At 42.6% G+C, this 23,715-nt stretch carries 24 protein-coding genes, 1 tRNA gene and 1 pseudogene; 18 read left to right on the forward strand and 8 right to left on the reverse strand.

What is annotated here, in order from left to right; genetic code table 11:
- The first annotated feature begins 19 nt into the window (after nt 1-19).
- The 3 genes from UZ34_02695 to UZ34_02705 are packed head-to-tail and all read left to right on the forward strand — an operon-like array spanning nt 20 to nt 3,826.
- On the forward strand, nt 20-1,396 hold the full coding sequence (locus UZ34_02695) for a DNA helicase (protein AKO64350.1): 1,377 nt from the start codon (nt 20-22) through the stop codon (nt 1,394-1,396).
- Nucleotides 1,396-2,469: an alanine racemase gene (locus UZ34_02700; protein AKO64351.1), complete on the forward strand. Its 1,074-nt coding sequence runs from the start codon at nt 1,396-1,398 to the stop codon at nt 2,467-2,469. The genes UZ34_02695 and UZ34_02700 overlap by 1 nt, the downstream gene beginning before the upstream one ends.
- Nucleotides 2,462-3,826 (forward strand): DNA repair protein RadA, encoded by a 1,365-nt coding sequence (locus UZ34_02705; GenBank protein ID AKO64352.1) that lies wholly within the window; start codon nt 2,462-2,464, stop codon nt 3,824-3,826. Before UZ34_02700 ends, UZ34_02705 begins: the two co-directional genes overlap by 8 nt.
- Before the next feature lie 25 nt (nt 3,827-3,851).
- Here the strand turns inward: UZ34_02705 and UZ34_02710 are convergent, their stop codons facing one another.
- Nucleotides 3,852-4,694 (reverse strand): phytoene synthase, encoded by an 843-nt coding sequence (locus tag UZ34_02710; protein ID AKO64353.1) that lies wholly within the window; start codon nt 4,692-4,694, stop codon nt 3,852-3,854.
- Nucleotides 4,691-5,530 (reverse strand): hypothetical protein, encoded by an 840-nt coding sequence (locus tag UZ34_02715; GenBank protein AKO64354.1) that lies wholly within the window; start codon nt 5,528-5,530, stop codon nt 4,691-4,693. Before UZ34_02715 ends, UZ34_02710 begins: the two co-directional genes overlap by 4 nt.
- A 27-nt stretch (nt 5,531-5,557) precedes the next feature.
- Here UZ34_02715 and UZ34_02720 point away from each other — a divergent pair, with 27 nt between their 5' ends.
- The 4 genes from UZ34_02720 to UZ34_02735 all read left to right on the forward strand — a co-directional run bounded on the left by UZ34_02720 (nt 5,558) and on the right by UZ34_02735 (nt 7,312).
- Nucleotides 5,558-6,304 carry a 5'-methylthioadenosine phosphorylase gene (locus UZ34_02720; GenBank protein AKO64355.1) on the forward strand — a complete coding sequence of 249 codons (747 nt, stop codon included), beginning with the start codon at nt 5,558-5,560 and terminating at the stop codon, nt 6,302-6,304.
- Nucleotides 6,294-6,806 (forward strand): peptide deformylase, encoded by a 513-nt coding sequence (locus tag UZ34_02725; protein AKO64356.1) that lies wholly within the window; start codon nt 6,294-6,296, stop codon nt 6,804-6,806. Before UZ34_02720 ends, UZ34_02725 begins: the two co-directional genes overlap by 11 nt.
- Nucleotides 6,807-6,844: 38 nt before the next feature.
- Nucleotides 6,845-6,934 (forward strand) — tRNA-Ser (locus tag UZ34_02730).
- Between the two features lie 156 nt (nt 6,935-7,090).
- The gene (locus tag UZ34_02735) at nt 7,091-7,312 is read left to right on the forward strand and encodes a hypothetical protein (protein AKO64357.1); all 222 of its coding nucleotides are present in this window, start codon (nt 7,091-7,093) and stop codon (nt 7,310-7,312) included.
- Nucleotides 7,313-7,716: 404 nt separating this feature from the next.
- Here the strand turns inward: UZ34_02735 and UZ34_02740 are convergent, their stop codons facing one another.
- Together UZ34_02740 and UZ34_02745 are read right to left on the reverse strand one after the other, a co-directional pair.
- The gene (locus UZ34_02740; protein ID AKO64358.1) at nt 7,717-7,938 is read right to left on the reverse strand and encodes a hypothetical protein; all 222 of its coding nucleotides are present in this window, start codon (nt 7,936-7,938) and stop codon (nt 7,717-7,719) included.
- 26 nt (nt 7,939-7,964) lie between these two features.
- Nucleotides 7,965-8,330: a 4-oxalocrotonate tautomerase gene (locus UZ34_02745; GenBank protein ID AKO64359.1), complete on the reverse strand. Its 366-nt coding sequence runs from the start codon at nt 8,328-8,330 to the stop codon at nt 7,965-7,967.
- A gap of 165 nt (nt 8,331-8,495) precedes the next feature.
- Here UZ34_02745 and UZ34_02750 point away from each other — a divergent pair, with 165 nt between their 5' ends.
- The 5 genes from UZ34_02750 (at nt 8,496) to UZ34_02770 (ending at nt 10,935) form a co-directional block, all read left to right on the forward strand.
- The gene (locus tag UZ34_02750; GenBank protein ID AKO64360.1) at nt 8,496-8,807 is read left to right on the forward strand and encodes a hypothetical protein; all 312 of its coding nucleotides are present in this window, start codon (nt 8,496-8,498) and stop codon (nt 8,805-8,807) included.
- A 39-nt stretch (nt 8,808-8,846) separates the two neighbouring features.
- Entirely contained in the window at nt 8,847-9,494 is a 648-nt protein-coding gene (locus UZ34_02755) for a hypothetical protein (GenBank protein AKO64361.1), read from the forward strand.
- 17 nt (nt 9,495-9,511) lie between these two features.
- A complete protein-coding gene (locus tag UZ34_02760) occupies nt 9,512-9,823 on the forward strand; it encodes a hypothetical protein (GenBank protein ID AKO64362.1) in 312 nt (103 codons plus the stop codon).
- Entirely contained in the window at nt 9,810-10,205 is a 396-nt protein-coding gene (locus UZ34_02765) for a hypothetical protein (protein ID AKO64363.1), read from the forward strand. Before UZ34_02760 ends, UZ34_02765 begins: the two co-directional genes overlap by 14 nt.
- 352 nt (nt 10,206-10,557) lie before the next feature.
- The gene (locus tag UZ34_02770; protein AKO64364.1) at nt 10,558-10,935 is read left to right on the forward strand and encodes a phosphate starvation-inducible protein PhoH; all 378 of its coding nucleotides are present in this window, start codon (nt 10,558-10,560) and stop codon (nt 10,933-10,935) included.
- 148 nt (nt 10,936-11,083) lie between these two features.
- Here the strand turns inward: UZ34_02770 and UZ34_02775 are convergent, their stop codons facing one another.
- On the reverse strand, nt 11,084-11,596 hold the full coding sequence (locus tag UZ34_02775; protein AKO64365.1) for a hypothetical protein: 513 nt from the start codon (nt 11,594-11,596) through the stop codon (nt 11,084-11,086).
- A 244-nt stretch (nt 11,597-11,840) separates the two neighbouring features.
- Between UZ34_02775 and UZ34_02780 the strand changes: the two genes are divergently transcribed.
- The 6 genes and pseudogenes from UZ34_02780 to UZ34_02805 all read left to right on the forward strand — a co-directional run bounded on the left by UZ34_02780 (nt 11,841) and on the right by UZ34_02805 (nt 20,943).
- Nucleotides 11,841-12,740, forward strand: a complete 900-nt coding sequence (locus tag UZ34_02780; GenBank protein ID AKO64366.1) for a cation transporter — start codon at nt 11,841-11,843, stop codon at nt 12,738-12,740.
- Nucleotides 12,741-13,381: 641 nt separating this feature from the next.
- Entirely contained in the window at nt 13,382-14,722 is a 1,341-nt protein-coding gene (locus UZ34_02785; protein ID AKO65142.1) for an RND transporter, read from the forward strand.
- The gene (locus UZ34_02790; protein AKO64367.1) at nt 14,719-15,660 is read left to right on the forward strand and encodes an RND transporter; all 942 of its coding nucleotides are present in this window, start codon (nt 14,719-14,721) and stop codon (nt 15,658-15,660) included. The genes UZ34_02785 and UZ34_02790 overlap by 4 nt, the downstream gene beginning before the upstream one ends.
- A 74-nt stretch (nt 15,661-15,734) precedes the next feature.
- A complete protein-coding gene (locus UZ34_02795; GenBank protein AKO64368.1) occupies nt 15,735-18,875 on the forward strand; it encodes a cation transporter in 3,141 nt (1,046 codons plus the stop codon).
- Between the two features lie 113 nt (nt 18,876-18,988).
- Nucleotides 18,989-20,245 (forward strand): annotated as a pseudogene (locus tag UZ34_02800) (haloacid dehalogenase).
- 266 nt (nt 20,246-20,511) lie between these two features.
- The gene (locus tag UZ34_02805) at nt 20,512-20,943 is read left to right on the forward strand and encodes a MerR family transcriptional regulator (protein AKO64369.1); all 432 of its coding nucleotides are present in this window, start codon (nt 20,512-20,514) and stop codon (nt 20,941-20,943) included.
- On the opposite strand, the gene UZ34_02810 is transcribed toward UZ34_02805, so the two are convergent.
- The 3 genes from UZ34_02810 to UZ34_02820 form a co-directional block, all read right to left on the reverse strand.
- Complete coding sequence (locus UZ34_02810; protein AKO64370.1) at nt 20,938-21,270, reverse strand: hypothetical protein; 333 nt, start codon at nt 21,268-21,270, stop codon at nt 20,938-20,940. The genes UZ34_02805 and UZ34_02810 overlap by 6 nt on opposite strands.
- Before the next feature lie 140 nt (nt 21,271-21,410).
- Entirely contained in the window at nt 21,411-23,354 is a 1,944-nt protein-coding gene (locus UZ34_02815) for a hypothetical protein (protein ID AKO64371.1), read from the reverse strand.
- A 46-nt stretch (nt 23,355-23,400) separates the two neighbouring features.
- Nucleotides 23,401-23,592, reverse strand: coding sequence for a hypothetical protein (locus UZ34_02820; protein ID AKO64372.1), 192 nt, complete (start codon nt 23,590-23,592; stop codon nt 23,401-23,403).
- Between the last annotated feature and the right edge of the window lie 123 nt (nt 23,593-23,715).

Below are 23,715 nucleotides of genomic sequence, written 5' to 3' on the forward strand. Positions count from 1 at the left end.
TATCGTTTATAATCAATAAATGGCCGATGATTCAATTAATAAATTAAGACTTCCACCCCATTCACTAGAGGCTGAACAGTCCTTACTAGGAAGCCTGTTGATTGATAATGAAGCGCTGGATAAAGTTGCAGATATAGTCTCTGTTACAGATTTTTATAGACAAGATCATCAAATTATCTACCAACACATCCATCGACTTATTGAAAGATCGCAGCCTGCTGATATTGTCACTCTTGGTGAGTCTCTTGAATCGAATTCAGAATTAAATACAGTTGGTGGCCTTGAGTATTTGGGCCTTCTTGCTGAAAGCACACCTACGGCTGCAAACATTAGAGGATATGCGCAGATTATTAGAGAGCGATCAATCATGCGCAATCTGGTAGAAGTTGGTACGGATATCGTTGATAATGCCTTATCTCCACAAGGAAGAGATGCTCAACAACTCCTAGACGAGTCTGAGTCAAAAATTTTCCAAATCGCTGAGGCTGGTAAAAATGATCGTATCGGTTTTGCTGACATTAAAGAGTTATTACCTCAGGTAGCTGAAAGAATTGACCAGTTATTTCAAAGAGATAATCCATCCGATGTGACTGGAATCCCTACTGGTTATAAGGATCTGGACATGATGACCTCAGGCTTGCAACCGGGCGACTTAATTATCATTGCAGGTCGTCCATCCATGGGTAAAACTTCTCTTGCTTTGAACATGTGTGAATATGTCTCTGTTGACACTGGTTTGCCAACGGCGGTGTTTTCTATGGAAATGGCTTCAACACAACTTGTTTCCAGGTTAATTGGTTCTGTGGGTAAGTTAAATCAACATAAGATGAGAACAGGTCAACTTGATGATAACGATTGGGAGAAATTATCCTATGCCCTTGGTCAATTAAACGAAGCACCAATTTTTATTGATGAAGGTTCCGCCTTAAACCCATATGAAGTTCGAGCTCGAGCCAGAAGACTCCATAAACAGTGCGGCAGATTGGGTCTTATAGTGATTGATTATCTGCAATTAATGGGCTCAGCTGGTTCGACTGAAAATAGAGCTACCGAGATATCTGAAATTTCACGATCCTTAAAAGCATTAGCTAAGGAACTCAACGTCCCAGTTATCGCTTTATCCCAATTGAACCGAAGTGTGGAGCAAAGACCTGACAAGCGACCGGTCATGTCAGATTTAAGAGAATCAGGCGCGATTGAGCAGGATGCAGATGTCATCATGTTTATCTATCGTGATGAAGTTTACAACCCAGAAACGCCGGACAAGGGAATAGCTGAAATTATTTTAGCTAAGCAAAGAAACGGTCCTGTTGGTAGGGTGAAATTAACATTTTTGGGTGAGTTTACGAAATTTGAAAATTATGCCAATCCTGTTGGTTATGAAATTCCAGAATAATGCGTCCCTTAAAAGCTCTAATTAATCTTGATAATGCGAAACATAATTTAAATTATGTAAGATCTCTAGCTCCCTCATCAAAGATTATGGCGACACTCAAAGCTAATGCATACGGACACGGCTTAACTCTTATGGCAGGAGCCTTTAATGAGGCAGATGCTTTTTCTGTACTTACCATTGATGATGCAATTGAGCTCAGAGAAGCTGGGTTTGATAAAAAAATATTGTTGCTAGAAGGTGCTTTTGATGAGGAAGACCTAAAGATTGCTGCGGCTTACCATTTTAATTTGGTGGTCCATAATGACTATCAGTTGGCATTAATTAGACAGCTTCCTCATGACAAGCAGATTGATATTCATTTAAAAATTAATACCGGCATGAATCGACTTGGTTTTTCAATTAATGCCATTAATAAAGTATATAAGCAACTAAAAAATGATGTCCGTATCAATGAAATTGTATTTATGAGTCATTTTGCAAATGCTGATAAAACTAACGGCACTGATGGACAATATCAAGCAATTGAAAAACTTATGAATGACTTCAACGAGCCATTCTCTATTGCAAATTCTGCAGCTCTGATTTCAGACAATAAGACTCATGCAGACTGGGTGAGACCGGGCATTATGTTGTACGGTGCAACTCCATTTGATTTTTCACAAAAGATACCTGACTTAAAACCAGTTATGACTCTTCGTTCAGAGGTCATTTCTATTCAGGAAATCAAAAAAGGACAAGGTGTTGGTTATGGTGAAGAATTTATTGCTGACAAGGATATGAGGATAGCAACCGTGGCTTGTGGATATGCGGATGGTTATCCAAGACATGCGCCGACTGGAACACCTGTGGTGATTGATGGGATAAAAACTAAAACTGTGGGCAGGGTATCTATGGATATGCTTGCGGTTGATATTACTGATCTAGGAAATGTAAATTATGGATCTATAGTTGAGTTATGGGGAGAGCAGTTGAGTGTTGATGAGGTGGCTAATAATGCGAAAACAGTTGGCTATGAACTCTTGTGTGCAATCTCATCAGCATCAAGGGTACCAATTGATATAAATTATGGCTAAATCAAAGACTTTATACCAGTGCCAGCAATGTGGTGGTCATTCGTCAAAGTGGCAAGGCCAATGCCCACATTGTTTTGAGTGGAATTGTCTGGAAGAACAAGCAGTTCAGACATCAACATCACGTTTTAAGTCATTAAATAAAAAATCAAACTTAATTAATATCAATGAAGTAGAAATTAATGAGATATTTAGGCATCCAACCAACAATAGTGAGCTTGATCGAGTCTTAGGAGGAGGTCTTGTCCCTGGAGGTGTGACATTGATTGGTGGGGATCCAGGCATTGGAAAATCTACATTGTTGATTCAGGCTTTATCTTCTCTGACAAAAAATCCAAATCAAGAAATTACTGCAATCTATATAACGGGTGAGGAATCTATTGAACAGGTTGCGATGCGAGCAAGAAGATTAGATTTAGAGGTCTCTGATCTTTTAGTGCTATCGGAAATAAATTTGGGCAATATTATTACCGTCATTGAAAAAGAGAAACCTAGTGTAGTAGTGATTGACTCTATACAAACCCTTTTCTCTGATGAGCTTAACTCAGCTCCAGGATCAGTATCGCAGGTAAGGGAATGCGCTGCGCAATTGACACGGGTAGCTAAAGCAAATGATGTCAGCATGATCTTTGTAGGCCATGTGACTAAAGAAGGCTCTATAGCCGGTCCGCGAGTGCTTGAACATATAGTCGATACAGTCTTATATTTTGAAGGGGAGTCAAACTCCTCTTATCGCTTAGTAAGGTCAATTAAAAATAGATATGGCGCAGTCAATGAATTGGGTATTTATGCGATGACTGAAAAGGGTTTGAAAGAGATCTTAAACCCATCAGCTATATTTTTATCTGAGACCTCTTTTGATCAAGCAGGTTCAGTGGTTACGGTCATGCAAGAGGGAACCAGACCAATTCTAATCGAACTCCAGGCATTAGTTGATGAGTCAAAGCAATCTTCCCCTAAGAGACTATCTGTTGGCTTGGAGAATAATAGAATATCAATGATCTTAGCCGTCTTAAATAAACACCTGGGCTTATCCTGTCATAGCCATGACGTTTTTTTAAATGCGGTAGGTGGGGTTAAGATTTCTGAACCCGGTGTTGACTTGGCTGTGTTGATCGCAATCGCTTCCTCATTGCAAGAAAAACAGGTCCACAGCAAAACCCTTATTTTTGGAGAGGTTGGCTTAGGGGGTGAAGTAAGGCCCGTTGTGCGAGGGCAGGAGCGAATTCAAGAAGCCATAAAATTAGGCTTTAAACGCATCATTTTGCCTAGAAAGAATCTACCTAAAAAGACCATTGATGATGTCGAATTAATCCCTGTTGATAATATCAAAAATGCTTTAAATGCAGCTATAAAATAATAATAATTTAAATTAAATTATTATTCTAAGTTATTATTTTTAAAATAGTTTTTAATATTATATAAAATTTTCTTATTGGTGTGAGCTGAGTTCGCTCATTAAGAATATTGGCTAAATTACCTTCCTCAATCGATAGCAATAAATCATAGTAAATATAACCCATCATCATTCCAGGAAGTTGCCTGTTCTTATCTTCTTTTGGGAGCAGTGAAAAAGCCTTACTGTAAAATGATTTAGCTCGCAGAATTTGATATTCCATTAAATTAATAAGTTTTTTAGGGTCTGCATGGCCTTTAAAATCATTTTCATCAATCTTAAATTGTTTTAAGTCATTTAATGGAATATAAATTCTATTTCTTCGAATATCTTCACCCACATCACGAATAATATTGGTTAGCTGCAATGCGATACCAAGGTTATGGGCATAATCTAGAGTTTTTTTGTTCTCGAACCCAAATATATGAGCCGCTAAGATACCCACAACTGAGGCTGCTCGATAGGTATACAACTGGAGTTGCTTGAAATCCTCATATCGATTGAAATCTAGATCCATCTTCATCCCATCAATGATTTCTATAAAGTAATTTTGATTTAGATTATATTTACACACAGGCTCTAGCAGGGCTTTGGTTACAGGGTGTTGCGGATTGTCTTGGTATAAGTTGTTAATTTCGGAGTGCCACCAGTTTAATTTCGCTAAACCAACCTCGTACTCAATGCAATTATCAGCGATGTCATCTACCTCTCGGCAAAAGGCATATAAGGCAATGAGAGCCTTTTTCTTTTGGGGATTGAGAAAGATAAAGGGCAACGCGAAATTGGTTTTGCTCTCTTTAAGTTTGTTTTTGCAATATTGATCAGGTGTCATCGAAGAAAAATTGCCTTTGTAAAAACAATAAACCAACTTATTGGGCCCATTTTTATGTTGAAAGGGTTTCCCCTTTTTTTGATTTTTCGACTAAGCATGATACCAGCTGATATTAATAATTTCATTTCTAACCTAAAACGCCAATTACCATAGTTAAAAATACCTTTTCCCAATACTAAGCGATTATTGATTTGATCGGTCCAATAATTTTTAAAATTATGCCAATCTCCATGAAATTGACCTTTTTTAAGTGCTGAAACATCTATTTTGTATTGTTTGATCAATGATTCTGGAAGATAAACCCTATCTTTATTAAGATCTTCCTGGATATCTTGAATCATGTCTATCATCGCAAAAGCAGAACAAATATGATTTGCATACTTATAGGTTTCTTTTGAATCAAGTTGGTTGACTTGAAGATATAACCTCCCAGCAGCATTTGCAGCATCTTCGTAATAATCAAATAACTCCTTTTCATTTTTGTATTTCTTTTTGGTTGTGTCCTGAAAAAAAGCATCGAGGAGTTGGTAGAAGTGTTGAATATTCAGTTTATAAGTTTTAATGAGGTGAAATAAGTCGACAAACAAAGGTTCGCTAGGCATTCTGTGTTTTTTTATCACATCTAACTGAGATTTTATTTTTTTAAGTTGATCTTGTTTTGCTTTTGCTGAAAGATTTTCGTCATCTGCAATATCGTCACCAATACGAGCGAAAGCATAAATGGTAATAATGGCATTTTTATTTTCTTTAGGTAAAAGTTTAGCAATAGAAAAGTTTTCATAATGCTTTTTGATTACTCGATTATCTTTTAGACTTGTATAATTACTTGATCTCATTTAATCATTATATAAGGATAAATTATTTTGCTAGCAATAATAGGTGGATCTGGGTTATGCAATATTGAGGGGCTTGAAATAATTCGTCGTGAAATTGTCAGAACCCCTTACGGCCAGCCATCGGAACCCTTGATTTTTGGTAATCTAGGTGGAAAAGAGGTTATTTTTCTAGCCAGACACGGTGCCAATCATACTTTAGCCCCTCACCATATTAACTATCGAGCAAATATTTGGGCCCTTCAATCTGTAGGTGTTAAATCTATTATCTCAATTGCCTCAGTAGGGTCTATTGAAAAATCAATCAAGGTTGGAGACTTTGTTATACCTCATCAGATTATCGATTACACTTATGGAAGAAATAATACCTTCTTTGATGGAATAGATAATCCGGTGAAACACATTGATTTCACCTATCCCTATGACATGAGTTTAAGGGAAATTATTATTCAATCTGTTCAAAAATTAACATACAACTTTGTAACCGAAGGGATGTATGCAGCAACCCAAGGCCCTCGATTGGAAACGGCAGCTGAAATTGATCGTTTTGAAAAAGATGGAGCAACGATTGTGGGGATGACGGCGATGCCAGAGGCAGTGTTGGCTCGTGAGTTAAATTTAAGCTATGTAGCAATCTGTCCAGTGGCAAATCATGCGGCTGGAAGGGGAGAAAGTGCTGAGGGAATCTCGTCTGCCATGCTCAATCATAGTTCGGAGCAGACCATTAAAAACACCATCGATATTCTTGTTCATCTTGTAAAAACATATGGCTATTAGAGATATTCTTAAAATGGGTAATCCTGAGTTACTCAAGGTAAGCGAGCCGGTAGACTTTGAAAAGGATGACCTTACAACTCTTATTGATGATATGAAAGAGACCATGAAAGCCAATGATGGAGCTGGCTTAGCTGCTCCTCAGATTGGTGTTTTTAAGCGCCTAGTCATCTTTGGGTTTGATACAAACGATCGTTATCCAGAGGCAGACTCTGTACCATTTACCGTCCTCATTAATCCGATCATTACACCATTGTCAGATGAAAAAGAAAATGGCTGGGAGGGTTGTTTGTCTGTCCCTGGTCTTAGAGGAGTCGTGCCGAGGTTTACTTATATTAAGTATGAGGGGTATGATGCTGAGGGTAATAAAATTGAAAGGGAAGTGGAGGATTTTCATGCTCGTGTCGTACAGCATGAATGCGATCATTTAGATGGTATTTTATATCCAACGAAAATTGAGGATTATCGATACTTTGGTTTTCATGAAGAAATATTTAAAGATTAGTTTTGTAGATTTCAAACCTATGATAAAATCTGCACCATGGAAGAGTGGCAGAGTGGTTTAATGCACCGGTCTTGAAAACCGACGTGGGTTCGCGCCCACCGTGAGTTCGAATCTCACCTCTTCCGCCATTTTCTCCCATTAAAAATCAAAACAAATACCCCATAAATACTGCGTTTCATAGTTTTTACTTGTTGCGAAATATCTCTTATTTTGGCAATAGGGAACAGTATAGGGAACAGTTAGTTCACCAAAAACACCATTTTTTAACCAATATGGAGTAAGAAATGGAAATATCAAAACTACAATTTATTATCTTTTGTTTATGGGTTTATTCTCTTGGTCATGCAGATGAGAAGATTAGTAATTGGAGACTAATGATTCCTGACTTTGAATATAGACATGCGTATCAAGAAGACATTAATAGTGATACTGTCACCATAGTTGATAAAGATGGAGAGATTACTATCTGTCAGGTGATGGAAAATGGTGTCATCGTGTGCCTATAATCCTCAAACTAGTAGTGATATGTTAATACTATAGTAATACAACCCTATATAAGTATATGATTGTTCAACCTCTAGGGGTTTCGTATACGAATATAAGTCATTGATTTATATAGACTTTTTATCCTCTTGAAGAGTAGGGTAATTTATACCTTTTGCTTAAAATATGAGCAATTCTATTAACTCTAATTACATCAAGGATTTAGGTTTTATCCACAAAATAATCCACTTATTTATCCTCAAGAAATGTGGAAAACTGACTTGATAAACTTGATTGTTTTTCAAAATAACTACTTGATTCTGATTCCACTAGACACAAATCTTGATTGTTTTCTTCAATGTATGACTGAAGTAAGTGCTTGATTCTGATTGGACTGGACAACTGGTTGTATGACACCAGATGTGATTTAGAAGAGGTCGGTATCTAGATTAATACTGTTAAACATGTCTTCTGTTTGGTGTCTGGCTTCTACCCAGTTCTTTACGCTTGTTTGTGTCCAAAGGGTTGCTCGTTCATTTAAGCGTATGGGTCTGGGGAATAATCCACCCTTAACCATTAATGAGAGTTTCTCTTTACTAATCTTGAATGCAGCTGTTATTTGTTCGGCCGACAGGTATGTTTCTTTCATTTGATAAATGTAACATAAATCAAAAGTTACACTACAAATTGTGCGATGCCGTCCTTGAAAGAAAAATCAATGTCACGATTCTCGGTAAATGTAATAAAGACATTTGATGGTTTTACCCCAACTGTCTCATGTAAATCTGCAACACATTTTTTATAAAATGCCTGTTTTGCTTTATCAGGTCTTCCTGCACGCATAACTAAATGCATCATGATTCTATCCTCATTACGACCTTGATATTGAAGACAATGAGAAGGTAATTCATGCACAACTTGATAGCGGTCGTCTTCTGGAAAATTCATAGTCTCAATAACTGCATCGTTAATAGTGTCAGTTACTTTTTGAATGTATTCCTTGCTTTTACCTTCAAGGATATTAATAGTTACAAAAGGCATTTTTACTCCATATAAAAAGGAATGTAGATTCTACCAAAAATTTGACTGTGACACCTAAATAATGTCCCATATGGGCGGGGGAGATAAGTTAGTGTTTACAGAATATTTATTACTTATCGACACAAATTATTAAATAGATTATAGTATGTGAATATGAAGATATTTATGACAGTATTTTTATTCTTGGCTTTATCAATTGGCTCTGTATTGCAGGCGAATGCTTTCGCAAGCCATCAATTTATGGATACACAAAGCAATGAAATGAGTCATGATATGTCTGATTGCCATAAAGAAAAGTCAGACAAAAAAAAATATAGTGCAAAATGTTTCAGTTTTTGTAATGCCATGACCATTGCTAAAATGCTTACTAACATTAATTCTCTACAAATAAATAATTCAAATATTCAATTAGATACTTATTTTTTAAAAAAATACAGTATCAAGCTTCCTAATCCAGAAAGACCACCCATCTCCTAAAAGTTAACTTTTTAACTTTAATTATTTTAGGAGAAAAATATGAGATATCTACCTCTCATTCTATTTAGCATATTTTCAATTGAAATATATGCAGCGCCTATGAGCTATAAAGGCTCGGTTACTTCAATGAGCGATATCGGAAAACGATATACATCTTTGGAGAGTAGTTATGCTTACGATGTTAAAAACTCAATTGGCGTGAAGCTTTTTCATATGGACAATAACAGTCGCATTAGAGATGCGTTTGAAATTAACCATATACATCGCTTATACCGCAAGAACGCGAAGCAGTCACAAATGAACATTTGGTTGTTTGGCGGGGTTGGTTATATGGAGGGCTCTAATGAAAAGCTCAATGGCGATAATCATTTTGGTACTGCGTATGTAAGTCCAGGTATTCAATGGGATTACGAAACCAAGAGGGTGTACGCGCTAGCAAGTCATCAGCTGATACGAGGAGAGTCTGTTAATCACGACACAACTAAACTTAAAGCTGGGTTTTCATTTTACGAAACAGGATTTAATGAGACGCAGCCCTGGTTTATATTGGAAGCGTCAAATATTAACGGCATAACCCCAAAGGTTGAAATAACACCAACGATTCGTTTAATCAATAAAGCGTTTTATTTAGAGGCTGGAGTGTCCAATATGGGCAACCCAAAAGTTCATCTAATGTACACATTTTAAATTTTAAGGAAATTATTATGAAAAAATTATTTTTATCATTGCTACTCATCAGCAGCAGTCTATTTGCATCAACTCAAAAGATAGAAGTGAATGGAATGGTATGTGCATTTTGTGCACAGGGTATTGAAAAAAGCTTATCTAAATTCGAAACCACAAAAGATGTGTATGTAAATTTAGATGAGGGTTTTGTGATTTTAGAAAACAAAGCTGAAGCAGTCAGTGAAGACAAAATTAGAACGATTATCACTGACTCTGGATATGATGTAACTAAAATATCTTTAATCAATGAAACTGCTGATGAGGTAAGGAAAAAATATGAAAACAAATGATGAATTAAATGAGCTGGATAAGATTAAAAATATATCCATTCTGTCATTATTTACCAGCACAGGCACAATTTTATGTTGTGCCTTGCCCGCATTACTGGTGACTATTGGAGCGGGTGCTGCACTCAGTTCTGTGATTTCAGTGTTCCCGCAAATTGTTTGGGTGTCAAAGTACAAGGTTTATATCTTCACGGCAGCATTTATTCTAATAGTGCTTTCTGGGTATCTGCAGTGGTATGCAAGAAAGTTACCCTGTCCTAGTGATAAATTATTAGCTGCTAAATGTATGAGTGCCAGAAGGGTGTCTTTGGTGATTTACTTTGTATCGGTGGGGATATTGCTAATTGGATTTACTTTTGCGTTTGTAATCCCATATTTTTTATAGATATATTTAAGATTCATAACAAGCTTAATTAAACCACCTTCGGGTGGTTTTTTATACCCAACCACTACTTACGATTACCTGCAAAAATTTGTTTAGGGTATCCAAATATAAGGGGGTAGGGGTGGGGGATAACATACCCTTACAGACACTAAAATAATGCGTGTATGGTGCTTATGCAACGCCATGTCAATATGTTTTGTATACATTTAATCGTATTTCCTTTCCAATCGTCCCAATAATCTTTCTTTATCTCTAGGTTGTAGTAGTGTGTATTAAAAATAAGAATTTCTGTCGCTCGATTAAAATATTCTTTGCTATATAGTGTTTATGTGATGTGTTAAAATCGATAAATATGAAAGACCAGTTTAAAGATTCCATCATGTATGCTGAAAAGTTGTTATTGATTGTTGTTGCAATTGCAACTTGTTGTGCAGCAATTATTGAAATAAAAAGCATGATTTTGGAAATGCATGTCACGCTTGCTGACTTGTTATTACTCTTTATCTATTCAGAAATTCTAGGAATGGTTGCCGTGTTTTGTAAAAGTCAAAGAATTCCAATATCTATTCCGATGTTTATTGCTATCACAGCGCTATGCCGACTCATAATCCTAAAAGGCGATGGTTCAGACCCAACCAATATTCTTATTGAGGCAGGTGCAATTTTATTGATTGCTTTAGCAATTTTAATAATAAATTATCGCCCCACCAATAAACTTCTTGATGAATGATTTTTTGTATTTTAAATTTAACCAAATTTTCACACCTCCAAGAATCAAACAAAACTTTCCAAAAATTTGAGTGTGACACCTAGATAATATCCCATATGGGTGGGGGGAGATATAGTGCCTTTTAGCAGAACGCATATGTTTTACATTCCTATGAATCATCTTGGACAATCTTATTACCATCGGCATCTCTAGGTTGCGGTTCAATGAACTCAATAGTCGTGCCTTCCCAACCTTCTGCGTCCATCTGTTTTGCCTGTTCAGGTGTTACTCTCAAGGTCTTATATTCCTCATCTGTTACAGGTCTTCTGCCACCATCAGGTGTAGGTATTAAGTCCACATAATCTCTTCCATCAGAATCAGGTATGCCAGTAATAACTCTCAATGGTCTATTTACATTATGATTAATATTCCCATCAAGCGTATTCCCTTGAACAACCTTTCCATCAATCCTATCTAGAATGATTTCTGTAGCACGAAGGTCACCTTCTTCTGCTTTCTGAACTAATGATTCAACAACCTTAAGTGCCTTCTCATAGTCATTAGCACTAACCACCTCATTAATCATGTGCTTGAACAGTTTGTTCTTCTCACGATTCTTACGACTAGAATGATTGTTACCTAGATTTGCCTTACTTAATGCTTCCTTATGCTTATCGTCCATCTTTGTTTTCCTTATTAATCAGTTCATCAAAAATGCTTACAATCTTGTCGTTACTCTCATCAAGAAGACCAGTTGGTTTCTCTTTCTTCTTCTCATCAAGTAATGACTTTAGGGTCTTATCAATGTCATAGTTCGCCATTCTTTTTTGCCAGCTCGCCAATCTTCATTTATTTAATCTCTGTGCTTGACTCTATAGTGACTATAGAGTTTAAACTGCACAAACTGGATAGAACAAGGGTTTTTTATGACAACCACATGCGGTGGCAATTGCCAAAGTGACGCGACGCAGAATACTCCCCAGACTGCCGAGGTACATGATGCTTCTCATGGCGGCTTTGTTAGTGAGTACCATGTACCCAAGATGGACTGTCCTTCAGAGGAAGGCATGATCCGTATGGCATTGGACAGTGTGGAACCTAAAGTTACATTGGAATTCGATACTCCCAAGCGCAAGGTGCGTGTCTACCATGGTGATAACGCTGACCTTATTGAAAAAAGAATGCAATCAGTCGGTCTGGGCGCGAGGCTTGAAAGCACAACGCCCGTCGCCAGCGAGTCCATCGTCCGTGCAAAGGCGTCCGCAAAGCAGGAGGCAGAAAGAGAAGCTGGTATTCTCAAGTGGCTACTGGCAATCAATGGCATCATGTTTGTCATTGAAATCACTGTCGGCTGGTGGGCGCAATCCACTGGTTTGATTGCGGACTCCCTGGATATGTTCGCTGATGCCGCCGTCTACGGCGTGGCGCTGTATGCCGTAGGGCACAGTGTGCGGATGAAGTTGCGTGCAGCCCATTTTTCCGGTTGGCTTCAGATCATTCTCGCCTTGGGCGCTTTGGGCGAGGTGGTAAGGCGATTGGTATTGGGTAGTGAACCGGTTTCCACTTTGATGATGAGCTTCGGGCTTGTTGCCTTGGCGGCCAATGTGACCTGTCTGCTGTTGATTGCCAAAAGCCGGGATAGCGGCGCCCATATGAAAGCCAGCTGGATTTTCTCCGCCAATGACGTGATTGCCAATCTAGGGGTGATCCTTGCCGGTGGATTGGTGGCCTGGACGGGCTCACGTTATCCAGACTTGGTGATTGGCCTTATCATCGGTTTGATTGTGTTGAATGGCGCGCGCCGCATCTTGCAACTTAAGTCCTGAGACACCGGGCACAATATGAACAACAAGCAATCGTCTTTTTTTGATAACTCGCCAATAAAAATCCTCGACCTGGCTCGCTTTGATAAGCGGATAACAGGTAAACGAAAGGCGCTGGGACAATCGGGGATTGAATCCGTAATCAAGGGTGGACTGCTTCGCAGTTTATTCCATTTCATTGGGGTTATGTTCGGTTTATGAGTCGAAAAGCACTGTCTTATCTGCTGTTACTCTTGATTGCACTGCAATCAGTGACAGCTATGGCTGACGTGCATCCCATTAATTATTCGGATACAGCCCCTTATTCCTCTGATTTCATCGATGGCTCATCATCGGGAGTACTGGATAGCTCGACCGCTACTGATCCCACTGATCAGAATATGTCCACTGACTGCCTGTTTCATTGCCATCACCATGGCTGCCATTGCCATGTCTATTTATCCGGTAACCTGACTCACCCAAACTTTTTGCATAAACATTCGTTGCATAACGACTCTCAAGCCCTCATTCCCGAGGCCCCATCCTCGTCGCTGTATCGCCCTCCAATCGCCTGATTTTAACGATTATGTTTTTTCTGTGTTACCGTTATCGTTGCAACGCGCGGTTTGAATTATCTTAAATAAAGGATCTACCATATGCTATCAATACTATCAATACGTACTGCGCCGGGTTCTGGCGCTTTGGGGCGGAGGAATATCAAAAGCCGATGTATTCTGTTCAGTTTATTATTTTTCATTTCTTCGTCGGGGCTTAGCGCCGAGCCTGGGGACTCAACGATCACGCTGACCAATGCGGTGCAGCGCTCCCTGTCACAAAACCCGTCTTTGAAAGTTTTTCCCTACCGCTACGCAGCCCTTCAAGGGCAGGCCGAAACAGCCGGGTTAAGACCGGCGTATGAGATGGGATTTGACGCTGAAAATGTCGGGGGCACTGGGGACTTCAGCGGCGCAGGTGGTGCTAAACTCACCATTGCGCTGTCTTCGGTCATCGAAATGGGGGATAAGCGCGCGGCACGGCAAGGCGTAATCTCCCACAGTCGGTCGGTGCTCAATGCCAGCCGACAGGTGGAATCCTTGGCCTTATTGGGCGAAGTCACCCGCCGTTACGTCGATGTGCTAGCGGCACAGGAGCAGGTCACCATGGCTGGCGAGGCCGTCCAGTTGGCGAGCGAGAGCTTACGCATTGTGAAAAAGCGGGCTACGGCGGGAGCGACACCCGAGGCGGAAGTCAAACGGGCACAGGTCGCTGCCGAGCAAGCGAAGCTCGCTTTGCTTTCGGAGCAGCAACGGCTTGCTTATTTGAAAGTGTCGTTGTCTGCCCTGTGGGGGGTAACCTCACCGGACTTTGACAAAGTGGAAGGTGATCTATTCCAGTTTGGCGAGGACGTGGCATTCGACCTGTTGTACGCCAAAGTTGAAAAAAATCCTGCGATAGAAGTATTCGCAGCAGAGTCCCGCCTCAAAGAAGCAGAAATACGCCTTGCTCAAACCCAATCCAGTGCCGATATCAGTTGGTTGGTGGGGGTTCGTCGCTTGCAGGAAACCGATGACACCGCGTTGGTAGCGGGTTTCAGCATGCCGTTGTTTTCCGGCAAGCGAAATGTCGGCGCCGTTTCGACCGCGTTGGCCGAAAAAAATCAGGTGTTGGCAGAGCGCGATGTAATGCTGCTGGATCTACACACGCAACTGTTCCGGGCTTTTCACAACCGCAAACAAGCCATTGTCGCGGTAGAGGCACTGCGCACCGCCATCATTCCCGCCCTTGAGCAGGCCCTGGTAGAAACTCAGGCGGCCTATCAACGCGGTCGCTACGGGTATCTCGACTATGTCAGCGCGCGGCAGGAATTATTGAGCGCCAGGCGCACCCAGATCGAAGCGGCCGCAGCCGCCTTAACCTATGGTGCAGAAATTGAGCAGCTAACAGCAGAGCCCTTGGCCTTGACACAGTATGGCGAAGACAACACATTTTCAGGAACCCCACAATGAAATCAAATACCCAGTTAAAAAAATCATTTATCCGTCTAATTACGTGTTGCTTTGCGATCACCCTGTTGTCTGGACAAACTTTCGCCGAGACGGGTCACGGAGAAGAGGAAGAGCACGGTGAAGAAGGCCACGTCGAGCTGACCCAGGAGCAGATAAAACATGCCGGCATTACGCTGGCAACCGTTACCTCGGGCACCATCCGCGATGTTTTGCCAGTATATGGCGTCGTCGCCACCAACGCAGAGCGTGTACAGTCGGTAACGGCACGCTTCGACGGCGTTATTCGGGAAGTTAAAAAAAGTGTTGGTGATCCGGTTCGCAAAGGCGAACCCCTGGTGACTGTGGAAGCGAATGAAAGTCTGAAAACCTATTCGATAGTATCCGCACTCAATGGTGCCGTTACCCAGCGGAATGCAAACGCTGGCGAGCACACTACGGATATCCCGTTGTTGGTAGTACAGGATTTCTCAACGGTTTGGGTGGAGCTGTCGGTTTTTCCCAAGGATGTTGCTCAGGTTGAATTAGGCCAGCGGGTTCGCATTCTCAGTCTCGATTCGACCCATATCGCAGAGGGAAAAATCATCTATATTGCGCCGCTTGGCCAAACTGGTAATCAGGCCATTATGGCGCGCGCTTTGATCGACAACCCGAATGGCATTTGGAAACCCGGTCTCTTTGTCAACGCGCAAATCACCCGCGCCGAAATAGCCGCTCCAATGGTGATCCGCAACGAAGCCTTGCAAATCGTCGAGGATAACCCTGTCGTTTTTGTTAGGGGTGAGGAAGGTTTTGAAGCACGTACAGTGACTTTGGGGCGAACCGACGGTGAGCTAACCGAAGTGGTGGCAGGTCTGTCCGCAGATGAAGTGTATGTCAGCAAAAACAGTTTTATTTTGAAAGCGGAATTGGGTAAAGGGGAGGTTGGCGATGATCATTAATAGCTCCCTGAAAGACATTCTGGATTCCATCGGCCGGAGCAGCATTCTATCGCCGCTCAACGAAGGAGTGTGTGATGATCGATAAACTCATTCAATTTTCCATCGCACGCCGCTGGCTGGTGATGTTTCTGGTGCTGGTAACGGGCGCCCTGGGTGTCTGGAACTATCAGCAGCTACCCATTGACGCGGTACCCGATATCACCAATGTCCAGGTGCAAATCAATACAGAAGCCCCAGGCTACTCACCGCTGGAAGTGGAGCAACGCATTACCTACCTGGTAGAACTGGCGATCACGGGGTTGCCCTATGTTGAGAGTACCCGTTCGATATCACGCTATGCCCTGTCTCAGGTGACCGTGGTGTTTGAAAAAGGCACGGACATTTACTTTGCCCGCAATCTTATCAACGAGCGCTTGCAGCAGGCGAAAAGCGAGATGCCTTCGGGAATCGATCCGGCGATGGGACCCGTTGCCACAGGCCTCGGTGAAATCTTTCACTATGCGGTGCATGCGAAACCGGGCGCCTTGATGGAAAATGGTGAGCCGTATGATGCGACGGCCTTACGCACCTTGCAGGATTGGGTGATACGTCCGCAATTGCGCCTGGTTCCAGGTGTTACCGAAGTCAATACCATTGGCGGCTTTGAAAAGCAGTTCCACGTCACCCCGGAACCGTCAAAACTGCTGGCCTACCAGCTCAGCTTCGATGATCTGGTGGCGGCATTGGAGAAAAACAACGCCAACATCGGTGCCGGATATATCGAAAAAAATGGCGAACAATACCTGATTCGTGCCCCCGGACAGGTAGCTGACATCCCGGCGATCGAAAAAATCATCGTCGCCCGTCGTGACGGCCTACCCATAACCGTGGCTGACGTGGCCGAGGTGGGATTCGGCAAGGAATTGCGCACCGGTGCTGCGACGCTCGATGGCGAGGAGACGGTCTTGGGTACCGCCATCATGCTACTGGGCGGCAACAGCCGGACGGTTTCCCAAGCGGTGTCGGCCAAGTTGCTGGAGATCAACAAAACACTGCCCGAAGGCGTGGTTGCAGAGCCGGTTTATAACCGTACAGTACTGGTCGATAAAACCATTTCCACGGTACAGACCAACCTGGTCGAAGGCGCGATTTTGGTTGTCGTCGTGCTCCTGGTCATGCTCGGCAATGTCCGGGCGGCCTTACTCACCGCAATGGTGATCCCTTTGTCAATGTTGATGTTGATGACAGGCATGGTGCAAACCAAGGTCAGTGCCAATCTGATGAGTTTGGGCGCACTCGATTTTGGCTTGATTGTGGATGGCGCGGTGATCATTGTCGAAAACTGCATTTTGCGCCTAGCCGGGCGGCAACACCATCTTGGGCGTACCTTAAAACTGGACGAACGATTTCAAACGGTGTTTGCGGCCACCCGTGAGGTATTTACACCGAGTTTGATCAGTGTATTGGTAGTGATTCTGGTGAACTTACCCATCCTGGCGTTAACCGGCGTGGAAGGCAAAATGTTTACGCCCATGGCCATGGCGGTGATCATGGCCTTGCTGTCTGCATTGGTGCTGTCACTCACCTTTGTGCCTGCGGCCGTGGCGTTGTTTATGACGGGCCATATTGAGGAAAAAGACAATTTTATTGTTCGCCACTCCAAGCGGTTTTACCCCTCGGTATTGGTGTGGGCACTTAAGTTTCGCGTACTCGTATTATCTGCGGCTCTGATCTTTGTGGTTTTGGTTGGCGCACTGGCCACACGGATGGGGACGGAATTTATCCCGAATCTGGATGAGGGAGATATTGCCATTCAGGCGCTACGAATACCGGGTACCAGTCTCACTCAATCCCTTGATATGCAGTTTCAACTGGAAAAAGCGGTGCTGGAAATCCCGGAAGTTAAAACCTACTTCTCGCGCGTCGGGACAGCCGAAGTTGCCAGTGACCCCATGGGGCCGAACATTTCCGATGGTTATGTCATGCTCAAGGATCACAGTGAATGGCCTGACCCTGACAAAACCAAAGCGCAGTTGCTGGAGGAAATCGGTGACAAGTTATCATTATTGCCGGGTAATGCCTTCGAGATCAGTCAGCCGATCCAGCTGCGTTTTAACGAGTTAATATCGGGTGTGCGTTCCGATCTCGGTATCAAGGTGTTTGGCGACGATTTGTCGCAACTGCTTAAATCGGGCGGCGAAATCGCGGCGGTATTGAACGGCATTGAGGGCGCCGAAGGGGTTAAGGTCGAGCAGGTGTCTGGGTTACCTATTCTATCCATTAATGCGGATCGTTCAGCCATGTATCGTTATGGTTTGAATGTCGCCGATGTGCAGGACGTAGTCGCCGCCGCCACGGGTGGTGAGGAAGCCGGCCTGATCTTTGAGGGCGATCAACGGTTCTCGATAGTGGTGCGGGTAGCCGAGCGCGTCAGGGGTGACTTGCGCGCGTTGGAGCGTTTGCCGATACCGCTGCCAGACGGTGGCTACGTGCCACTACGGGAAGTGGCGAGTCTCACGCTTGCGCCTGGACCGAATCAGATCTCTCGTGAAAACGGCAAGCGGCGACTGGTGGTCAGCGCCAATGTTCGCGGTCGCGATTTGGGTGGCTTTGTGGCTGAAGTTCAAGGCAAAGTGGCGCAACAAGTGAAATTGCCACCTGGTTATTGGCTGGAATACGGCGGCACGTTTGAGCAACTGCAATCAGCCTCTCAGCGTTTAAGCCTGTTAGTCCCCGTCACTTTGGTGATGATTTTTGCATTGCTGATGATGACCTTTGGTTCGGCAAAAGATGCGGCATTGGTCTTTAGTGGCGTACCGCTGGCGCTGACCGGTGGCGTTATCGCCTTGTGGTTAAGAGATATTCCCCTCTCGATCACAGCCGGCGTTGGGTTTATTACCTTATGCGGGGTTTCTGTACTGACGGGGGTCATGATGGTGTCGGCCTTTCGAGATGAGCTCAATCGGGGTGAATCCGTCGAGCAGGCGATTCAGGGTGGCGCCATGTTGAGATTGCGGCCGATTTTGATGGTCGCTTTAGTGGCTGCATTAGGCTTCTTGCCGATGGCACTTAACACCAGTACTGGGGCCGAAGTCCAAAGACCACTGGCCACGGTCGTCATCGGCGGCATTATCTCATCCACGTTACTCACGCTACTGGTGCTTCCCGGCTTGTATCGACTGGCCTGGAGAAAGCCAAAAGAGATTGATGACAACGGCGATCCGATCACTCAGTAATAAATACCCGCAGGATCGCGGCAGGTAACCTCTTGCCGCGATCCATCCAACAGCAATAACGACACTTTTTTTGGAGTATTTACATGAAAAAAATTACCGCTTTTATTCACCATGTTCGATCCGCCGAGGCACAGCGAAGCCGTGCGCCCATTCAAAGGCTGGCCGATATTGTTTCGGGATGGTTTGTGCCTGCAGTGATAGTTGTCGCCGTGATCGCTTTTATTGCATGGCTCATATTTGGCCCTGTACCCGCCTTTAGTTATGGCCTTATTGCGGCTGTTAGTGTCCTGATTATCGCCTGCCCCTGCGCCTTGGGACTGGCCACGCCGATGTCGATTATGGTTGGCGTTGGTAAGGGGGCGCAGGCAGGCGTGCTGATTAAGAACGCCGAGGCGCTGGAACGCATGGAAAAGGTTGATACGCTGGTGATTGATAAAACCGGAACGTTGACCGAGGGTAAGCCGACTGTGACAAAAATCGTTGCTGCTGAAGGTTTTAGTGAGGATGAATTGTTGTTATTGGCCGCGTCTCTGGAACAGGGCAGCGAACACCCGCTGGCCCATGCCATAGTTGTTGCTGCGCAGGAGAAAAGACTGGACTTAGCGGCGGCAGAGGATTTTGACTCGCCAACCGGCAAAGGCGTGATCGGCAAAATCAATGGCCGGGCTGTGGCGCTCGGCAATGTCATATTAATGGAAGAACAATCCATTAATGTGTCGTCTTTATCGGCGCAGGCCGATGAACTGCGAAGCGATGGCGCAACGGTGATTTTTATAGCCGTGGGGGGCAAACCCGCTGGATTGCTGGCGATTGCCGATCCGATCAAGGAAACCACTCCGGAGGCTATCAAGACCCTGCACGCGCAGGGCCTCCGTATTGTCATGCTGACCGGCGATAACCGCCGCACGGCAGAGGCCGTGGCCAAGACACTTGGAATTGAAGAAATCGAAGCAGAAATCCTGCCTGAAGATAAAAGCCGCATCGTCAAAAAACTGCGTGAGGAAGGGAAAATCGTTGCTATGGCCGGGGACGGCACTAACGATGCTCCGGCTCTGGCCGCCGCCGATGTCGGCATAGCCATGGGCACCGGCACCGATGTGGCCATGGAAAGCGCGGGCGTAACATTGCTCAAAGGCGATCTCACCGGCATTGTCCGCGCCCGTAAGCTCTCCGTGGCCACCATGCGCAATATACGGCAAAACCTGTTCTTCGCCTTTGTCTATAATGCAGCAGGTGTACCAATCGCAGCTGGCATTCTCTTCCCAGTCTTTGGCATTTTGTTATCTCCGATTATAGCAGCAGCAGCCATGTCGCTCTCTTCGGTCAGCGTTATTGCAAATGCTTTAAGACTTAAAATACTGCATGTTTAAAAAATATATTGGTTAACCTCTTCTTGTCTCCGTCGAACCAGTCCTTTCAGCTTACGACCCCCAGCCCAAACCCAGCGCATGAATTGCTCAGGTACTTCGGCTCAGCTTGAACATCACTTTTTCTTTGCGATTCAGGTTGCTCTGACTTGCCTTGACTGGGGTTACAACCGCAACAGGTCTTTGAGTCTACAGACATAAATGGCTCTTGTTTACAGGATAAAAGATAGTGTAAACTCTATAGTAACTATAGCTTCAAGGGTGGAGTGATGAAAATTGGTGAACTGGCAAAGCGCAGTGGCTGCTCAGTGCAGACCATTCGGTACTATGAGAAGGAAGGGCTTATATCGGCCCAATCACGTACTGAGGGTAATTTTCGCCTTTACGATAAGCAGACACTTGAAAAACTCCTGTTTATAAGGCATTGCCGCTCTCTGGGTTTAACCTTGAAAGAAATCAAACAGCTCATCCTGCTTCAAAGCACACCAGAATCCGATTGCGAGGAAGTCAACGACATAATCAATACCCATCTTCACCTTGTGGAATCGAGTATTGAAGAGCTGAAAAAACTTCATAACGATTTGAGTGCCTTGAGACATCGATGCACGACCCCAAAAACGGTCGGCCAATGTGGAATCTTAGAACGCCTAGTCGAAAACACTTCAAGCAAGAGTGGTTCCAAAGTTTTATCAATGTCATAGTTCGCCATTCTTTTTTGCCCTTTCTAAATCAATAGAACCTCTAGGTTTAGGCATATCATTAATGCTCTTTATCATCTTCTCAACCTGTTCCTTTGAGATTGATTGTTGCTTATCGTAGTCTTTAATATCAACCCTTATATCACCACCATTTGCATAGCGTTCTTTAAGTTCTTGAAGTTCTTCTTCCTTGCGTTTAATGATTCCTTCTGCCGTATCCTTACGCATCATGAATCGTAGTCTATGGTTAATGTAATCTTTCACACCACGCAATTCTTCAATAGTTTCCATCTCGTCTATTTGTGGTTTCCATAATGCTTCTTTTGCCATAAGTTCTTTTCCTTTATCTAAAAGTTATCAATACACAAGTTCACACAAAACATACACAATGTGTTTCCTTGTGGTTCTCTATATCTATCCACAAACACACAACACCCTTTAGGGTGTGTGAGTTGTGGTAGAAGAGTTCGTTAATACTTAATGTGGTATTTATCATTCTCAATTAACCAAATCCTGTTGGTTCTTCCATCACGATTACCTGTATCTAAAACCATGCCACGATACTTTTCAGCAGTTCTTAATGTAGAGATACATCGTTTAACTATCTCCCTCGCTCTTGGTTTATTTGTTCCTTCAACCCATTGGGTCGTTACATCTTTCACAACTGTTTCATAGTCATCTTCATGGTCGTTGTAAGCATCAAGTCTTTTTACTAATAGGGCATAGATTTGCTTATTGTTTTCACCATCAATCTTGACCTCATATGAATCTTTTTTAACTGAAGTGTAGGTAGGAATAACTACTGCGGTATTGGCATTCTCATCGTTGTAGTATTGTTTATCTAACTCAACTGTCTCTAGTTTGTAACCAACATTGTGTCCGTCTTTTGCATTCTTAATCTTTTCAAACTTAAGAGAATGGTTATCACTATGCTTCTCAATGCTATAAATAAGGTCTGCACCTGCATGTAATGCACTACCACCTCGCATACCTTTACCTTTATCTTTTCCGTTATGGTGGATATTGATTACCAAAGAGTTGGTTGCTTGAGATATTCTTTCTGACTGGATAATTGCCATACCCATCTTGCCATTAGCATTCTCTTCCTCACCGCCACATATCTTGTTAAATGTATCTAGAAAGATAACTCCATCTTTAAATCCATCTAACTGTAATGCTTCTATGAATTGATTTACTGATGCTTCTGAAGTGATATTAAGACTTGCACCTTCACCACCCAGTCTGAACTTATTAGATAAGTCTTCTTGCGTATATCCATGATATTCCGCCCACCCATCTACTCGCATAGCAACACCACGATAGTCTTCAAAGGCACAATATCTAACTGGCACATTCTTCTTAATATCAAATCCCAACCATTGAGATTTAAAGCATAGACATAGTGCTAAATCTACTGAAGCAAATGTTTTACCTGCCTGACTAGACCCATAAATAAACATAACTCCCTTTGATGTGAGGTGCTGACTAACCAACCATTCAATAGGTGGCATTTGCATTAACTCTTTGTAGGTTCTGAACCCAAATGGATTATCTTTAGGTGGTGTTGGTAGTGGATTATCTTGATAATGAGTTCTCCAAATACTATCAACTGATTTCTTTACTTGAGATAACTCTAGAGGTGGTTTACATCTTTCATCATTAAGAACTAATGCTTTTGCAAGAACCTGTTCTTTACTTAATCCTTGATTCACTAGAGTGCCAACGATGCTAGTAATGGCATTATCTCGTCCACCCTCTAAAATGCTGTCAGAAGTGCTTAAAATCGCTTGTGAGGGCATGTCCTGACCTGTATACACATCGTTACTACTGACATATTCGTCTTCGTAGTTTTTTGGGGTATCAGGTTTTAAAGGCACACCCCCCAAGTATTCAATTACCGCATAATCTTTTCGTTCTGGGTGACAGGTTGGTAAGTAATAGAATTGGCATGGGTTCTTGAATGCTTTATCTAAATGACCACTATTGTTAATCATATGAAGGGAAGGGCATAAGTCCATAAACTTCCTTCCTACATACTCAAGATGTATCTTCTCAATAGGATTGGCAAAGGGAATGATTATCCTATAGCAATACCTCTTATCAGTTGGGTCATGACTATAGGTAGTGTTAATTACTGCTTCTATACCAGTATTCCTAATGTCCTTCTTTAACTGCTCAAAGACATCAAGGTAGTATTTATCTATATCAAACACTAGGGCAGATACGGACATGACATTGTCATTCTTTCTATACCCATTAGATATATCTGCAAAGACCACACCTGCAACTGAATCCTTAAACTCGGTAATAGCAAAACCTATTTCTGCATATTCTTTGATGGTCATTACTTTGGTGCGACCTTCGGTATATTTGGCATCATCTACCCTTACCATCGGTAGTTCAAATACTTTCATTTTTGTATCCATTATTGAGTTAATTTAAGAGAGAAAAGGGTGCTAATTAACTGTCCATTTTCTTCGTTGATTGCTCATCAACCCACTTAAGAATATCTTCCGATTTCCAAGCAGTTACACCTTGAGAAATCTTGATGCTTTGAGGGAATTTTCCCTCTTTCATAAGACCCCAAATGGTGCTTTTTCCCATGCTTAATATTTCAGATAACTCATTAATTCTGTAATAAAGTTTTTCCATGTTTTGTTTCCTTCTTTCTATTTATTATCAATTAATTAAAAACAAGACTTAAAGTAAATTGCACTTCTTTAAATCAATTGTTTACTCGTTCTTCCACATACTGTTTGGTATAATGTTCTTACC

The organism is Methylophilales bacterium MBRSF5 (assembly GCA_001044335.1).
Lineage (GTDB): Bacteria > Pseudomonadota > Gammaproteobacteria > Burkholderiales > Methylophilaceae > BACL14.

Coding starts and splice junctions, on each gene's coding strand:
- UZ34_02695 (AKO64350.1), top strand. CDS start 20: ATGGCCGATGATTCAATTAATAAATTAAGACTTCCACCCCATTCACTA.
- UZ34_02700 (AKO64351.1), top strand. CDS start 1,396: ATGCGTCCCTTAAAAGCTCTAATTAATCTTGATAATGCGAAACATAAT.
- UZ34_02705 (AKO64352.1), top strand. CDS start 2,462: ATGGCTAAATCAAAGACTTTATACCAGTGCCAGCAATGTGGTGGTCAT.
- UZ34_02710 (AKO64353.1), bottom strand. CDS start 4,694: ATGACACCTGATCAATATTGCAAAAACAAACTTAAAGAGAGCAAAACC.
- UZ34_02715 (AKO64354.1), bottom strand. CDS start 5,530: ATGAGATCAAGTAATTATACAAGTCTAAAAGATAATCGAGTAATCAAA.
- UZ34_02725 (AKO64356.1), top strand. CDS start 6,294: ATGGCTATTAGAGATATTCTTAAAATGGGTAATCCTGAGTTACTCAAG.
- UZ34_02735 (AKO64357.1), top strand. CDS start 7,091: ATGGAAATATCAAAACTACAATTTATTATCTTTTGTTTATGGGTTTAT.
- UZ34_02740 (AKO64358.1), bottom strand. CDS start 7,938: ATGAAAGAAACATACCTGTCGGCCGAACAAATAACAGCTGCATTCAAG.
- UZ34_02745 (AKO64359.1), bottom strand. CDS start 8,330: ATGCCTTTTGTAACTATTAATATCCTTGAAGGTAAAAGCAAGGAATAC.
- UZ34_02750 (AKO64360.1), top strand. CDS start 8,496: ATGACAGTATTTTTATTCTTGGCTTTATCAATTGGCTCTGTATTGCAG.
- UZ34_02755 (AKO64361.1), top strand. CDS start 8,847: ATGAGATATCTACCTCTCATTCTATTTAGCATATTTTCAATTGAAATA.
- UZ34_02760 (AKO64362.1), top strand. CDS start 9,512: ATGAAAAAATTATTTTTATCATTGCTACTCATCAGCAGCAGTCTATTT.
- UZ34_02765 (AKO64363.1), top strand. CDS start 9,810: ATGAAAACAAATGATGAATTAAATGAGCTGGATAAGATTAAAAATATA.
- UZ34_02770 (AKO64364.1), top strand. CDS start 10,558: ATGAAAGACCAGTTTAAAGATTCCATCATGTATGCTGAAAAGTTGTTA.
- UZ34_02775 (AKO64365.1), bottom strand. CDS start 11,596: ATGGACGATAAGCATAAGGAAGCATTAAGTAAGGCAAATCTAGGTAAC.
- UZ34_02780 (AKO64366.1), top strand. CDS start 11,841: ATGACAACCACATGCGGTGGCAATTGCCAAAGTGACGCGACGCAGAAT.
- UZ34_02790 (AKO64367.1), top strand. CDS start 14,719: ATGAAATCAAATACCCAGTTAAAAAAATCATTTATCCGTCTAATTACG.
- UZ34_02795 (AKO64368.1), top strand. CDS start 15,735: ATGATCGATAAACTCATTCAATTTTCCATCGCACGCCGCTGGCTGGTG.
- UZ34_02805 (AKO64369.1), top strand. CDS start 20,512: ATGAAAATTGGTGAACTGGCAAAGCGCAGTGGCTGCTCAGTGCAGACC.
- UZ34_02810 (AKO64370.1), bottom strand. CDS start 21,270: ATGGCAAAAGAAGCATTATGGAAACCACAAATAGACGAGATGGAAACT.
- UZ34_02815 (AKO64371.1), bottom strand. CDS start 23,354: ATGAAAGTATTTGAACTACCGATGGTAAGGGTAGATGATGCCAAATAT.
- UZ34_02820 (AKO64372.1), bottom strand. CDS start 23,592: ATGGAAAAACTTTATTACAGAATTAATGAGTTATCTGAAATATTAAGC.